The organism is Herbaspirillum sp. WKF16, from assembly GCF_028993615.1.
Lineage (GTDB): Bacteria > Pseudomonadota > Gammaproteobacteria > Burkholderiales > Burkholderiaceae_D > Herbaspirillum.
The window spans coordinates 3,672,236-3,685,860 of sequence record NZ_CP118632.1; the positions used below are offsets into that span (position 1 = coordinate 3,672,236).

11 protein-coding genes and 1 other RNA gene are annotated in these 13,625 nt (G+C 64.0%); 6 read left to right on the top strand and 6 right to left on the bottom strand.

All coding sequences use genetic code 11. The features are described 5' to 3' along the window. Positions 1–181 precede the first annotated feature (181 nt). Positions 182–1,063 (top strand): sulfurtransferase, encoded by an 882-nt coding sequence (locus tag Herbaro_RS16595; RefSeq protein ID WP_275010720.1) that lies wholly within the window; start codon positions 182–184, stop codon positions 1,061–1,063. A gap of 84 nt (positions 1,064–1,147) precedes the next feature. On the opposite strand, the gene Herbaro_RS16600 is transcribed toward Herbaro_RS16595, so the two are convergent. Together Herbaro_RS16600 and Herbaro_RS16605 are read right to left on the bottom strand one after the other, a co-directional pair. Beyond that, entirely contained in the window at positions 1,148–1,723 is a 576-nt protein-coding gene (locus Herbaro_RS16600; protein WP_275010721.1) for a flavodoxin family protein, read from the bottom strand. Positions 1,724–1,808: 85 nt separating this feature from the next. Then, positions 1,809–2,510: a pirin family protein gene (locus tag Herbaro_RS16605; protein ID WP_275010722.1), complete on the bottom strand. Its 702-nt coding sequence runs from the start codon at positions 2,508–2,510 to the stop codon at positions 1,809–1,811. Positions 2,511–2,657: 147 nt separating this feature from the next. Here Herbaro_RS16605 and Herbaro_RS16610 point away from each other — a divergent pair, with 147 nt between their 5' ends. Beyond that, a complete protein-coding gene (locus tag Herbaro_RS16610) occupies positions 2,658–3,596 on the top strand; it encodes a LysR family transcriptional regulator (RefSeq protein WP_275010723.1) in 939 nt (312 codons plus the stop codon). Further along, positions 3,593–4,483, top strand: a complete 891-nt coding sequence (gene gluQRS / locus Herbaro_RS16615; RefSeq protein WP_275010724.1) for a tRNA glutamyl-Q(34) synthetase GluQRS — start codon at positions 3,593–3,595, stop codon at positions 4,481–4,483. The genes Herbaro_RS16610 and gluQRS overlap by 4 nt, the downstream gene beginning before the upstream one ends. Before the next feature lie 62 nt (positions 4,484–4,545). Here gluQRS and Herbaro_RS16620 read toward each other — a convergent pair whose 3' ends face one another. Both Herbaro_RS16620 and Herbaro_RS16625 read right to left on the bottom strand, forming a co-directional pair. Further along, positions 4,546–6,009, bottom strand: coding sequence for a DEAD/DEAH box helicase (locus tag Herbaro_RS16620; protein ID WP_275010725.1), 1,464 nt, complete (start codon positions 6,007–6,009; stop codon positions 4,546–4,548). A 358-nt stretch (positions 6,010–6,367) separates the two neighbouring features. Further along, on the bottom strand, positions 6,368–7,051 hold the full coding sequence (locus Herbaro_RS16625) for a fumarylacetoacetate hydrolase family protein (protein ID WP_275010726.1): 684 nt from the start codon (positions 7,049–7,051) through the stop codon (positions 6,368–6,370). A gap of 276 nt (positions 7,052–7,327) precedes the next feature. Here Herbaro_RS16625 and Herbaro_RS16630 point away from each other — a divergent pair, with 276 nt between their 5' ends. Together Herbaro_RS16630 and Herbaro_RS16635 are read left to right on the top strand one after the other, a co-directional pair. After that, the gene (locus tag Herbaro_RS16630) at positions 7,328–9,142 is read left to right on the top strand and encodes a tetratricopeptide repeat protein (RefSeq protein ID WP_275010727.1); all 1,815 of its coding nucleotides are present in this window, start codon (positions 7,328–7,330) and stop codon (positions 9,140–9,142) included. A gap of 188 nt (positions 9,143–9,330) precedes the next feature. Beyond that, positions 9,331–10,338 carry a glucokinase gene (locus Herbaro_RS16635; RefSeq protein WP_275010728.1) on the top strand — a complete coding sequence of 336 codons (1,008 nt, stop codon included), beginning with the start codon at positions 9,331–9,333 and terminating at the stop codon, positions 10,336–10,338. Positions 10,339–10,465: 127 nt separating this feature from the next. On the opposite strand, the gene ffs is transcribed toward Herbaro_RS16635, so the two are convergent. Together ffs and ubiD are read right to left on the bottom strand one after the other, a co-directional pair. Beyond that, positions 10,466–10,564: signal recognition particle sRNA small type (ffs, locus tag Herbaro_RS16640), an RNA gene on the bottom strand. A gap of 115 nt (positions 10,565–10,679) precedes the next feature. Next, positions 10,680–12,164, bottom strand: coding sequence for a 4-hydroxy-3-polyprenylbenzoate decarboxylase (gene ubiD, locus Herbaro_RS16645; RefSeq protein WP_275010729.1), 1,485 nt, complete (start codon positions 12,162–12,164; stop codon positions 10,680–10,682). A gap of 461 nt (positions 12,165–12,625) precedes the next feature. Between ubiD and Herbaro_RS16650 the strand changes: the two genes are divergently transcribed. Then, on the top strand, positions 12,626–13,609 hold the full coding sequence (locus Herbaro_RS16650; protein ID WP_275010730.1) for a lytic transglycosylase domain-containing protein: 984 nt from the start codon (positions 12,626–12,628) through the stop codon (positions 13,607–13,609). Positions 13,610–13,625: the final 16 nt, after the last annotated feature.

The window sequence follows — 13,625 nt, forward strand, 5'->3', positions numbered from 1 at the left end:
GTTGGGATGCCGGCCCGGCCTGATTAAGCCGATTTGCAGTCGTCAGATCGCGCTTGACAGCATGCGCCCGATCGCCTTTCCCGAGCGCATTTGATTTGCCTCAGTGTATGGGCAAATAGCTGCGGGGATGGGGCTCGCGCGTATATAATGCTGACAATTCAAAGACTTAGAGCAAAGAACCATGCAGTCCCCGGATACACCTTACGTCAACATCGCCGCCTACAAATTCATCAGCTTCGACGACACCGCCGAGAAGCGCGCCGAATTCCTCGCGGTTTGCCAAAACAACAACCTGCGCGGCACCATCCTGCTCACGCCCGAAGGCATCAACATGTTCCTGGCCGGCCTGCGCCACGAAATCGATGCCTACCTGGCCTGGCTGCGCGCCGATGCGCGCTTCGCCGACATCATCGTCAAGGAAAGTTATTCCGAGAAGCAGCCCTTCACGCGCATGCTGGTCAAGCTCAAGGCCGAGATCATCACGATGAAGCACCCGCTGATCAAGCCGGAGGAAGGCCGCGCGCCCTTCGTCGAAGCCCGTGACCTGAAGCGCTGGCTGGACCAGGGCCACGACGACAACGGCAAGCCGGTGGTCATGGTCGATACCCGCAACGGCTTTGAAGTCGACGTCGGCACCTTCGACAACACGGTCGACTACCGCATCGCCAAGTTCACCGAGTTTCCACAGGTCATCGAGGAGCACAAGGCCGACTTCGAGGGCAAGACCGTGGTCACCTTCTGCACCGGCGGCATTCGCTGCGAGAAGGCCGCGATCCACATGCAGAACATCGGCTACGACAGCGTCTACCAGCTCGAAGGCGGCATCCTCAAGTATTTTGAAGAGGTCGGCGGCGCGCACTATACCGGCGACTGCTTCGTGTTCGACTACCGCACCGCGCTGAGCCCGGACCTGAAGGAAAGCCAGACCGCGCAGTGCTTCGCCTGCCGCGCCGTGGTCACCCCGCGCGAGCAGCTGTCGCCGGATTACGTGCCGGGAAAATCGTGCCCGCATTGCGCGCCCAAGCAGCGCGCCGCGGCTGAAAGCGCCGGCGCGCCTGCCTGATCCCGCCGACGTTCGCCGCGCCACGCCGGCAATAAAAAAGCCCACCATCCGGTGGGCTTTTTTGCATACGGGAAAATCGCAGGCTTACTTCTTGAAGCGGATCGCGGTTTCCACCACGCGCTTGCCGAACAGCTTGGCGGTTTCCAGGTCGCCCGGCAGCGGGCCTTCTTCCGGCGAGGAGTCCGACGGGCTTTGCGCCATCAGGCCCGAGAAGGAACCGACGAAGTTGATGTCGTTGCGCTGCGCTGCCTTGCTGTTGGCGGGCATCAGGCCGGTGCCGACCCACACCATGCTTTGCTGCATGCCCAGCGTGAACAGGTAGTGCAGGGTCGACAGCTTGTCGCCGTTCATGGTCGCCGAGTTGGTGAAGCCGGCGCCGATCTTGTCCTTCCACTTCTGGCTGAACCAGGGCTTGGAGGTGGCGTCGGCGAACTTCTTGAATTGCCACGACACGCTGCCCATGTAGGTCGGCGAGCCGAAGATGATGGCGTCGGCGGCGTCCAGCGCGGCCCATTCGGCGTCGGTGATGTTGCCCTCGGCATTGATGGCGATCAGCTCGACGCTGGCGCCGGCGACGGCTGCCGCGCCGGCCTGCACGGCTTCGGCTTGCTTCTTGGTGTGGCCGTAGCCGGAATGATAGACGATGGCGACTTTGGTCATGATGGCTGTTCCTTGTCTCTAGAGAGTGTGGATGTGGAAAAAACCGCCGGTGTGATCGGTACCGGCGGGTGTTGCGAAAAACAACTCAGTGCGGCAGGTCGAACAGTAGCACCTCGGCCTTGTCGCCGCCGCTGATCTCGACCTTGTCGATCGCGGCCAGCTGCAGCGCGTCGCCGGCTTCCAGTTGCTGGCCGTTGACGGAGACGGTGCCGCGTGCAACATGCACATAGCCCAGCCGGCCTTCCGGCAGCGTGTAGCTGGCGCTTTGCTCGCCGTCGAACAGGCCGGCGTAGAGCTGGGCGTCCTGGTTCATGCTGACCGAACCGTCGCGACCGTCCTTGGAGGCCACCAGGCGCAGCCTGCCGTCCTTGTCGGCGGCCGAGAAGTGCGCTTCCTGGTAGCCCGGCGCGGCGCCTGCCTGGTCGGGCATGATCCAGATCTGCAGGAAGTGCGTGGTGCCGTCCTGCGAGTGGTTGTACTCGGAGTGGCGCACGCCGGTGCCGGCGCTCATGCGCTGCACGTCGCCCGGACGGATCACGCTGCCGTTGCCCATGCTGTCCTTGTGCGCCAGCTCGCCTTCCAGCACGTAGGAGATGATCTCCATGTCGCGGTGGCCGTGGGTGCCGAAGCCCTGGCCGGCGGCCACGCGGTCTTCGTTGATCACGCGCAGCGGACCGAAGCCCATGTGCTTGGGGTCGTGATAGTCGGCGAAGGAGAAGCTGTGGTACGAATCAAGCCAACCATGGTTGGCGTGGCCACGATCGTTCGCTTTGCGCAGTTGCATCATGTCAACACCTCTTTCTTGAAAGCTGTACGCCTCGGGATTGATTCGTACAAATTGTTGTCGATGTGCTCACTATAGGCACTATCTTTTGCCGACATAAGGGCTAAAATCCGTAGGGTTTATTCAAAAAATTTAAACAAGAGAAATCGAATGAATCTGACCCTGGAATCCCTGCTGATCCTCGACATGATCGACCGCAAAGGCAGCTTCGCCGCCGCCGCGGTGGCGCTGGACCGCGTGCCCTCGGCGCTGACCTACAGCGTGCGCAAGCTGGAAGACGACCTCGACGTGCTGCTGTTCGACCGCCGCGGCCACCGCGCGCAGCTCACGCCGGCCGGCCAGCAGCTGCTGCAGGAGGGGCGCCACCTGCTGCTGGCGGCCAACGACCTGGAGCAGCGCGTCAAGCGCACCGCCACCGGCCGCGAGACCGAGCTGCACATCGTGCTCAACAGCCTGATTCCCTTCGACAAGATGCTGCCCATCATCGACGCCTTCGACCGCGAGCAGTCGGGCACCCAGCTGCGCTTCACGCCCGGGGTACTGACCGGCGCCTGGGAGAAGCTGATCGAGGGGCGCGCCAACCTGGTCATCGGCGTGACGCTGGACGGGCCGGAAGTGGTGCGCACCAGCGGCCGCTTCCAGATGCAGGATCTGGGCGCGGTGGATTGGGTCTTCGCGGTCGCGCCCGGCCATCCGCTGGCCGACGCGCCCGAACCGCTGCCGGCCGAGCTGGTGCGTTCGTACCGGGCCATCGCCGTGGGCGACAACAGCCAGTCGTTGCCGACCCTGACCATGGGCCTGCTGTCGGGCCAGGAGACGCTGACGGTAGCCACCGTCGCCGACAAGCTGGAAGCGCAACTGGCGGGACTGGGCTGCGGCCACCTGCCGCGCATCTGGGCCGCGCCCCACCTGGCCAGCGGCGCGCTGGTGGAGAAGCAGACGCTGGCCGCCAAACCCAACGACAATTTCATGGTGGCCTGGCCCAAGGCGGAACAGGGCAAGTCGCTGAAGTGGTTCATCAACTATCTGGCGCGGCCCGACGTGCGGCAATCGCTGATCGGCCCGGTCGCCGCCAGCGTCAAGGCATGAGCATGGCCGGCGACTACGTCGGGCGCTTCGCGCCCTCGCCTTCCGGCCCGCTGCACGCAGGCTCGCTGGTGGCGGCGCTGGCCAGCTTCCTGGATGCGCGCGTGCATGGCGGGCGCTGGCTGCTGAGGATAGAAGACATCGATGAAACCCGCACCGTGCCCGGGGCGGCGGAAGATATCGCCAACGCGCTGGCGGCGCTGGACATGCATTCGGATGGCCCGGTGCTGGTGCAGAGCCAACGCAAGCACCGCTATCAAGCCGCGCGCGACAAGCTGGGCGCGCTGGCCTACCCCTGCGGCTGCAGCCGCAAGGAGATCGCCGACTCGCGCGTGGGCACGGCCAGCGACGGCGCGGCCATCTATCCCGGCACCTGCCGCGGCGGCCTGGCGCCCGGCAAGACGGCGCGCACGCTGCGGCTGCGCGTACCCGACGCCGGCGCCGAGGGGGAGCTGGTGCGCTTCGACGACCGCTGGCTGGGGCCGCAATCGCAGCACCTCGCGGCCGAGGCGGGCGACTTCGTGCTGCAGCGGGCCGACGGCTTCTGGGCCTATCAACTGGCGGTGGTGGTGGACGACGCCGAGCAAGGCGTCACCGACATCGTGCGCGGCGCCGACCTGCTGGACTCGACCGCGCGCCAGATCTACCTGCAGCGGCAACTCGGGTATCCGACGCCGCGCTACCTGCACCTGCCCTTGCTGACCAACGCCACGGGGGAAAAATTCTCGAAGCAGAACGGCGCCCAGGCGCTCGACCTCGCCCGGCCGCTGGACGAACTGCAGCGTGCCGCCGGTTTCCTCGGGCTCGATACGCGCGCGGCGCAAGACCGCCAGGCGTTCTGGACGCTGGCGCTGGCCGGCTGGGATACGCGTTTCGGTCCGCGGCGATAATCCGCTGCGGCCACAAAAAAGCCCGCGCGATGCGGGCTTTTTCATGGGGACGCGAATCCGGATCAGCGCTTGGGCATGCCGCCCAGGAGCGCAGCCACCTTGGGCTTGGGGCGGTTCGACTTGGGCAGTTCCGGCTTGGTCGAGACCGGCTCCTCGGCAGTGGCCTCGTAGGGCTTGAGGAACCAGGGATCGACCTTCTCGCGGCGCGATTGGGGTGCGCCGCCGTCGCGGCTGCGGCTGCTGCGTTCGCTGCGCTCTGCGCCACGCTCGCTGCTGCGCTCAGCGCGCTCGCCCCGGGCGCTGCGCTCGCCGCGTTCGGGACGCTCCGCACGTTCATGACGCGCGCGCGGCGCGAAGCCGGCCAGCTCGGCGCGATCGAATTTCTTCTTGATCAGTTTCTCGATGTCCTGCAGCAGGCGCTCATCCTTGTCGCAGAACAGCGAGATGGCGTCGCCCGAGGCGCCGGCGCGACCGGTGCGGCCGATGCGGTGCACATAGTCTTCGGCGTTGTACGGCAGGTCGTAGTTGATCACACAGGGCAGCTCGGCGATGTCCAGGCCGCGCGCGGCGACGTCGGTGGCGACCAGCACTTCGATCTGGCCTTGCTTGAAGGACTCCAGCGCGGCCATGCGCTCGCCCTGGGTCTTGTCGCCGTGGATGGCGGAGGCATTGATGCCTTCGGCAAGCAGCGTGCGCGCCAGGCGCGAGGCGCCGATCTTGGTGTTGGAGAAGACGATCACCTGCTTCAACTGGCGCTGGCGGATGATGTAGGCCACGGCGTCGGCCTTGGCGGACTCGTCGACCTTGTAGATGGCCTGGGTCACGGTCTCGGCGGTGGCGTTGCTGCGCGCCACTTCGATGGTGACCGGGTTGTTCTGGAAGCTGGCGGCCAGCTTCTTGATCTCGGGCGAGAAGGTGGCCGAGAACATCAGGTTCTGGCGCTGCTTGGGCAACAGGTTGATGATGCGCTGCAGGTCGGGCAGGAAGCCCATGTCAAGCATGCGGTCGGCCTCGTCCATCACCAGGATCTGGGTCTGCCCCAGGTTCACGGTCTTTTGCTGCACGTGGTCCAGCAGGCGGCCGGGCGTGGCGATCACGATCTCGACGCCGGCGCGCAGGGCCGCGGTCTGCGGCGCCATGTCGACGCCGCCGAAGACCACCGTGGCGCGCAGGGGCGTGAAGCGCGAGTAGGCCTTGACGTTGTCGGCGACCTGGTCGGCCAGTTCGCGGGTCGGCGTGAGGATCAGCGCGCGCACCGGATGGCGCGCAGGAGACGCGCTGTGGCTGGCGTGCGCCAGCAGGCGCTGGATGATCGGCAGCGAGAAGCCGGCGGTCTTGCCGGTGCCGGTCTGTGCTGCGCCCATGACATCGCGCCCCTGCAGGACCACGGGGATGGCCTCGGCCTGGATCGGGGTGGGATGGACGTAGCCTTGCTCGGCCAGCGCCTTCAGGATATCGGGCGACAGCCCGAAATCTTCAAAGCGGATGGAGGGTGCTGCCGGTGCTGCGGACGTGGTGTCGGACATGGTTTGTTGCGAACGGTGCGACAGCGCCGCGGCAGCCGCCAGAGCGGCTCCGGTGCATGGGGTGCATGCGCACGGGTTCAGTTGCTTTCAGTGTAGAAGTATTACGCGAAAATCGGCCCAATCTGCGCGGCCGCCCGCTTCGGATGATGCAAAGTGCATTGACCGGGCCAGTTGCTGCCGTTGCCCGGAAGACCGCTATTATACGCCGCATCGCAACCGGCTTCATGACAGTTTGGTGTCTGCCCCGCGCAGAGGCCCAAAAAGGCGGTGCGCCCGACGCTCATGGGCGCGCCAAATGTTTCCATCATGACATCGAACCGCCGACGTTTCCTTCTAGAAGGAGGCGCCGGCCGCGGGATCAACCGATGGTGATGTTGATGTCAGGCAGGCCGTCCACATGGCCTTGCAGCTTGTCGCCCTTGACCACCGCGCCCACGCCTTCGGGCGTGCCGGTGTAGATCAGGTCGCCCGGGAACAGCTCGACCAGGCCGGACAGGTAGGAAATGGTTTCGGCCACGCTCCAGATCAGGTCCGACAGGTCGCCTTCCTGGCGCACTTCCCCGTTCACCTTGAGCCACACGGCGCCCTTGTCGGGATGGCCGGACTTGGCGGCCGGGACGATGGGCGCGCACGGCGCCGACTGGTCGAAGCCCTTGGCCATGTCCCAGGGACGGCCCATCTTCTTGGCCTGGGCCTGGATGTCGCGGCGGGTCATGTCGAGGCCGACGCCGTAGCCGTAGACCAGCTCCAGCGCCTTTTCCACCGGCACGTCGCGGCCGCCGCGGCCCAGCGCCACCACCAGTTCGATCTCGTGGTGGTAATCGGAAGTGGCCGCCGGGTAAGGCACCACCGAGTCGGTCGGCACGATGGCGTCGGCCGGCTTGGTGAAGAAGAACGGCGGTTCGCGGTCGGGGTCATGGCCCATCTCGCGGGCGTGCGCCGCATAGTTGCGGCCGACGCAATAGATGCGGCGCACCGGGAAGGGATCGCCTCCGACTACCGGAACGGTGGACTGGGCGGGGGCGGGAATGGCGAAACTCATCAGGAAGACTCCGTAGTGAAAGGCGGGCAAGACCCGCCACATGTTCAAGTGCCCGCCGACCGCAGGGTCCTTCGGGCTGGCGATGAGTGTAAAAGAATTCGGAAGATGCCGCAGGGCGATCCCTCCGTCGGGAGAAATAAGCGGCATTTAACGTTCAAATCGGCTTGGCAAAACACCTGCAAATTTGGGACACTGACGGCAACAATGCGCGGCCATGCCATGACCGTATAAAACGCGACAACAGATCCTCCCTTTTCTGCAGGCCCAAAAAACACCATGCGTCAACAAGCATCCGCCGCCACCATCCTTCTGCAACAAGCCCTTGCGCTCCACCAACAAGGCAAAATGAAAGCGGCAGAAGAGCTGTACAAGAAAGCGCTGTCGAAGGATGCCCGGCATTTCGAGGCAAACTACCTCTACGGCATGCTCAAGCTGCACCTTGAGGACTGGGAAGCCGCGCAGGCGCAGCTGGGAAAGGCGATCGACCTCAATCCCGGCCACATCGACACCTATTTCGACCGCGGTACGGCATTGCGACATCTTGAACGCTACGATGAAGCGCTGCAGTGTTACGAGCGCGCGCTGGCATTGAAGCCTGACTTCCTGCAGGCGCAGCATATGCGCAGCAACACCTTGCGCTCGCTCGGGCGGCTGCATGATGCGCTTGATGGTTACAGGAAGCTCTTATCCCAGGCCACCGACGACGCCGACGTCTGGTTCGAATACGGAAACACCCAGCATGACCTGGAATTGCTGGACGATGCCATCGAGAGTTATCGCAAAGCCATCGCATTGCGGCCCGATTTCATCGAAGCTGTTTTCAACTTGGGCAACACCTTCAAGTATCTTGGCCAGCTTGCCGATGCAGAGACCTGCTACCGCCGGGCATTGGAGCTCGACCCCAAGTTCGTCCAGGCGATCTCCAACCTGAGTTTCGTGCTGTACCAGCAAGGCAAGTCGGAAGAAGCGCTTGCGGTCTTCGACGAGAGCGCAGACGTCAGCGAAGACCTGGTGGAGCTATGGTTCAACCGCGGAGCAACATTGGAGGAGCTCCAGCGCTTCGATGAGGCCTTGGAAAAATACCATCGCGCCCAGGAGATCGATCCCGATTACGCGCCGGCGCATTGGAATGAAAGTCTGCTCCATTTGCGACGAGGAGACTTTTCCCGTGGCTGGAAGAAGTACGAATGGCGCTGGCGAACCGATCAGATGATCGGAAAATTGCAAACATTCTCCGAACCGCTGTGGCTGGGCGGTGAGCCGATCGAAGGCAAAACCATCCTGATTCACGCTGAACAGGGCTTTGGAGATTCCATCCAGTTCATCCGCTTCGCCTCCGTACTCGCCGCGCGCGGCGCCACCGTCATTGCCCAGGTGCAAGCGGCGCTCAAGGAGCTGTTGCGCAACACACCCGGCATCTCGCAGGTGCTGGAGCCAGACGAAACCTTGCCGCCGTTCGACTTCCACTGCCCCATCATGAGCCTGCCGCTGGCCTGCGGGATGACCGGAGACAGGGATATTCCCCGCGCACCGTATTTGACGCCGGACTCGGCCAAATGGCGCGCATGGTACGAGAAGCTCGGCTCCAAGCGAGGTTTCCGCGTTGGGCTGGTGTGGGCGGGCAGCGCCGCGACCGGGAATCCCGGCTCGGCCATCATTGATCCGCTGCGCTCCATTCCCTTTGCAGTATTCAATCCGCTACTGGCGTTGCAACGCATGCATCCGGATCTGAGTTTCTATTCGCTGCAAGTGGGCGAACCCAGCCAGCAACTGCGGGACAGCCCCATGCAGCGCCAAGTGCATGACTTCTCCGACGAGCTGCATGACTTCTCCGATACTGCCGCGCTGGTCGCCAATCTGGACCTGATCATCTCAGTCGACACGTCCGTCTGCCACCTGGCGGGCGCCATCGGCAAGCCCGTCTGGCTGCTCAACCGCTTCAATACTTGTTGGCGCTGGCAACTGGAACGCATCGATACCCCGTGGTACTCGAACTTCAATTTGTTCCGACAAGGCAAGGATGAAAGCTGGGAGGCCGTCATGACGCGGGTCCGCAGCAGCCTTGCGCAAGTCCTTGGGAATGGCGCCTGATTAGCCTTCGCTGGGAAGGTGTCATTGCCGGCCGGCTCATGCCTGCCGGAAAAATCTCGCGCGGGCGGTATCGATACGGAACCGCTGAACGCCGCCTGCCTCATAGCAGGTAGCGAAGTTACGTTTCACCTCCATAAAAATACCTGACGGCGAGGACCATGTGCAGTCTCTCGCCACGGACATCACACATGCAAACTGTCGCATCCAAGACTTCCCGCAACGTCGGCGCCGACCATGCCGACGGCCCACGCCTGCTGGCCGACATCGGCGGCACCAACGCGCGCTTCGCGCTGGAGCCCGGGCCGGGCCGCATCGAAAGCGTCAAGACGCTACCTGCCGCCGACTACAAGGAATTCACCGACGCCGTGCAGGCCTACCTGAAGCTGGCCGGCAATCCGCCGGTGCGGCACGCGGTGGTGGACATCGCCAATCCGGTGCAGGGCGACCAGATCAAGATGACCAACCACGACTGGGCGTTCTCCATCGAGGCCGCGCGCCGGCTGCTGGGCTTCGATACGCTGCTGGTGGTCAATGATTTCACCGCCCTGTCGATGGCCGTCCCGCAGCTCAAGCCGGCCGACCTGTGGCAGATCGGCGGCGGCGTCGCCGAACCGGACCAGCCGATCGGCGTGGTCGGCGCCGGCACCGGACTGGGCGTCGGCGGCCTGGTGCGCGGAGACGGCCGCTGGCTGCCGCTGGCCAGCGAGGGCGGCCACGTCGCCTTCGCCCCGGCCAACGCGCGCGAGGTCGCGGTGCTGCAATACGGTTGGAAGACTTATGAACACCTGTCGGCGGAACGCCTGGTGTCCGGCCCCGGGCTTGAGATGATCCACCGCGCCCTGCTGGCCATCGACGGCCATCCGGAACAGGAACTGAAAGCCGCGCAGATCGTGGAGCAAGGCCTGCAGCAAGGCGACGCGCCATGCAAGGAAACCATCGATCTCTTCTGCAGCATGCTGGGCACGGTCGCCGCCGACCTGGCGCTGACCCTGGGATCGCTGGGCGGCATCTACATCGGCGGCGGCGTGGTGCCGCACCTGGGCGACTACTTCGAACGCTCGCCGTTCCGCGCGCGCTTCGAGAACAAGGGGCGCATGTCGGTGGTGACCAGGAAAATCCCGACCTATGTCATCACGGCCGAGTACCCCGCCTTCATCGGCGTATCGGCCATCCTGGACGACGGGTTGCGCGCCTAGCCGCGTACTGCGCGCATGCGGCTACGGGCGCATTGCGCGGCAGCGCTGTTTCAATGGAAATCCGGATGTTGCCGCCTCGTTGGAACCGGCAGCTGAAACGAGAGATGACTTGCGGAGGGGGAGAGATAGAGGCGAGCCTTGTCTGCGGCACTTGCGGGAAATGGCTGTGGCTGCTTCGTTCCCGACCTGACCAGGTTGACCATGCCACAATGCGCAGGGGCCCGCCAGCGCGCATTGTATCGCACTTCACCGCTATCCGCCCAGAGAATTCACCTCCATGAAAAAAGCCGCGCAAATGCAGGCAGCACTTGCGCGGCTTTCTTATGGCGGACGCGCCGGCCTCAGATGCCCAGCTGCTGCCAGATATCGTCGACGCGCTTCTTCACGTCGTCGCTCATCGCGATCGGCGTGCCCCACTCGCGGTTGGTCTCGCCCGGCCACTTGTTGGTGGCGTCGATGCCCATCTTGCTGCCCAGCCCGCTGATGGGCGAGGCGAAGTCGAGGTAATCGATCGGCGTGTTGTCCACCATGACCGTATCGCGCACCGGATCGACGCGCGTGGTGATGGCCCAGATCACTTCTTTCCAGTCGCGGATGTCGACGTCTTCGTCCACCACCACGATGAACTTGGTGTACATGAACTGGCGCAGGAAACTCCACACCCCGAACATGACCCGCTTGGCGTGGCCGGCGTAGGACTTGCGCATCTGCACCACGGCCATGCGGTAGCTGCACCCCTCGGGCGGCAGGTAGAAGTCGGTGATCTCGGAGAACTGCTTTTGCAGCAGCGGCACGAACACCTCGTTCAAGGCCACGCCCAGCACAGCGGGTTCGTCGGGCGGCTTGCCGGTGTAGGTCGAGTGATAGATCGGGTCGCGCCGCATGGTGATGCGGTCCACCGTAAATACCGGGAACCAGTCCTGCTCGTTGTAGTAGCCGGTGTGGTCGCCGTAGGGGCCTTCCAGCGCATGCTCATAGCCGGAGGCATGGGCCTCGTCCGGATAGATGTGCCCTTCCAGCACGATCTCGCTGGATGCCGGCACGCGCAGCTCGCTGCCCATGGCCTTGACCAGCTCGGTGCGGCTGCCGCGCAGGAGGCCGGCGAACTGGTACTCGGACAAGCTGTCCGGCACCGGCGTCACCGCTCCTAATATAGTGGCGGGATCGGCGCCGAGGGCGACCGCCACCGGATACGGCTTGCCGGGATTGGCAATGCAGTGCTCGCGGAAATCCAGCGCGCCGCCGCGATGCGCCAGCCAGCGCATGATGACCTTGTTGGGACCGAGCACCTGCTGGCGATAGATGCCGAGATTCTGGCGCTTCTTGTTAGGGCCCTTGGTGATCACCAGGCCCCATGTAATCAGGGGAGCGATGTCGCCCGGCCAGCAGTGCTGGATCGGCAGGCGCGACAGGTCGACATCCTTGCCCTCCCATACCACGTCCTGGCAGGGCGCCGAGCTGCGCTCCTTGGGCGCCATGTCCCACAGCGACTTGACCAGCGTTCCCAGGCCCAGCACATCCTTGATGCCCTTGGGCGGCTCCGGCTCCTTGAGGCGCGCCAGCAGGTGGCCGATGCGGCGCAGCTCACCGGTATCCTCGGCGCCCATGCCCAGCGCGACGCGGCGCGGCGTGCCAAAAAGATTGGCCAGCACCGGGATATTTTTCTGGTCGACGCGCTCAAAAAGGAGCGCCGGACCTTCCGCCCGGAGGGTGCGATCGCAGATCTCGGTCATCTCCAGATGGGAGGAAACCGGGAGGGAAACGCGCTTGAGCTCACCTTTTTGTTGCAACTGAGAAATAAAATCGCGCAAATCCGTGTATTTCATACTTTTTAACAAATTTCTTTTTGCATCACAGCCGGATCAGGTATCCCCGGCAAACGCTTGATTCTATTGATTTTTGAAGGAAGGCCACGAACAATATGATACACAAAAGTTATAAAGATAAAGTTCAATAGTATTGACTCGATATAAAGTGGCTTCTACAATGCGCCCACCCTAACCGAAGGGCAGAGCTTGTGAAGCTCATCGAGGCTTGAAACAAAGACAACAAGCCGCAAGGTATCCAAGGGACCCGGGGTCCCAGCAACTTAAGAAGTGCATCCAAGGCGTCAGCCTTACTCCCCGACTCAGCCATCCGACGGCACGGCCAGCAGGCCTCGCGGATGGACTTGCCGTAACGCCTTGCGACGGTAACGTAATAGATTGCAGCGATGTCAGCCCAGCACTCCGGTCTTCACTTCTTGGCCGGCGAGCCCTGTATTTGCCGCAATAACGCAGGAGGTTCAATGTCCAACCAAGCTACTGAGGCGCCTTTAGAAAGCGCCCCACAGATGGTTCGCCGCGCCGCTTTCCGGATTGCATCCGGCAATGCGCGCGTTGCACAGTTTTTCAGCGTCGCCCACCGTGCATTGACGGTACTCGGCGTCGCCGCCCTGTTCGTACTGGGCCTGATGTTCTTCAACCCCGACCTGGCCGACCGGCTGATCAGCCTGTCGCCGTTTTCGGATGCAAGCGAGGAAGTCGCCGCCGACCAGCCCGAGACTCCGCCGCTGGCGCAGTTGATGAGCTCGGCGGTGCCGGTGGCGGCCGTGCCGGTCATCGCCGGAACCGCTGCGGCGGCAGCGATCCCCGCGCCCAATCCGCAGATGAGCGCGGAAGAGCGCGAACTGCTGGGCACGCCGCGCCAGCAGAAGCTAGTCACCGAATGGCTGGCCAAGCGCTATCGCGTGGCCAGCGACGCGGCCGACATGCTGGTGTCCGCCTCCTACCTGACGGCGCGCGACATCAAGCTCGATCCGCTGCTGATCCTGTCGGTGATCGCCATCGAATCGCGCTTCAACCCGTTCGCGGAAAGCCCGATGGGCGCGCAAGGCCTGATGCAGGTGATGTCCAAGGTGCACCATGACAAATTCCAGGATCTCGGCGGCATCAAGGCAGCCCTCAATCCGGTGGCCAACATCCGCGTCGGCTCGCAGATCCTGAAGGAATACGTGACGCGCGGCGGTTCGGTCGAAGCCGGCCTGAAGACCTACGTGGGCGCGGCCGAAATGGCCAACGACGGCGGCTACGGCGTGAAGGTGCTGTCGGAGTACCAGAACCTGAAGCAGGTCGCGATGGGCAAGAACGTATCGATCTACACCACCGCTGTCGTCAAGCTGCCGCCGGCCGTGTCGGCCAGCGCCGCACCGCCCAAGCCGGCGGCGGCCAACAACGTCGCTTCGGCGGCGCCGGCCAAGGCCAAGGCGGAAGAACAACTCGCTGCCTTATGAGCGTGTTGCGATTGAA

Excerpts from the sequence above, each read along its gene's own strand:
- Herbaro_RS16625 (WP_275010726.1), bottom strand. The coding sequence starts at position 7,051 with ATGAGTTTCGCCATTCCCGCCCCCGCCCAGTCCACCGTTCCGGTAGTC.
- Herbaro_RS16635 (WP_275010728.1), top strand. The coding sequence starts at position 9,331 with ATGCAAACTGTCGCATCCAAGACTTCCCGCAACGTCGGCGCCGACCAT.
- Herbaro_RS16630 (WP_275010727.1), top strand. The coding sequence starts at position 7,328 with ATGCGTCAACAAGCATCCGCCGCCACCATCCTTCTGCAACAAGCCCTT.
- Herbaro_RS16595 (WP_275010720.1), top strand. The coding sequence starts at position 182 with ATGCAGTCCCCGGATACACCTTACGTCAACATCGCCGCCTACAAATTC.
- Herbaro_RS16620 (WP_275010725.1), bottom strand. The coding sequence starts at position 6,009 with ATGTCCGACACCACGTCCGCAGCACCGGCAGCACCCTCCATCCGCTTT.
- Herbaro_RS16650 (WP_275010730.1), top strand. The coding sequence starts at position 12,626 with ATGTCCAACCAAGCTACTGAGGCGCCTTTAGAAAGCGCCCCACAGATG.
- ubiD (WP_275010729.1), bottom strand. The coding sequence starts at position 12,164 with ATGAAATACACGGATTTGCGCGATTTTATTTCTCAGTTGCAACAAAAA.
- Herbaro_RS16610 (WP_275010723.1), top strand. The coding sequence starts at position 2,658 with ATGAATCTGACCCTGGAATCCCTGCTGATCCTCGACATGATCGACCGC.
- gluQRS (WP_275010724.1), top strand. The coding sequence starts at position 3,593 with ATGAGCATGGCCGGCGACTACGTCGGGCGCTTCGCGCCCTCGCCTTCC.
- Herbaro_RS16605 (WP_275010722.1), bottom strand. The coding sequence starts at position 2,510 with ATGATGCAACTGCGCAAAGCGAACGATCGTGGCCACGCCAACCATGGT.
- Herbaro_RS16600 (WP_275010721.1), bottom strand. The coding sequence starts at position 1,723 with ATGACCAAAGTCGCCATCGTCTATCATTCCGGCTACGGCCACACCAAG.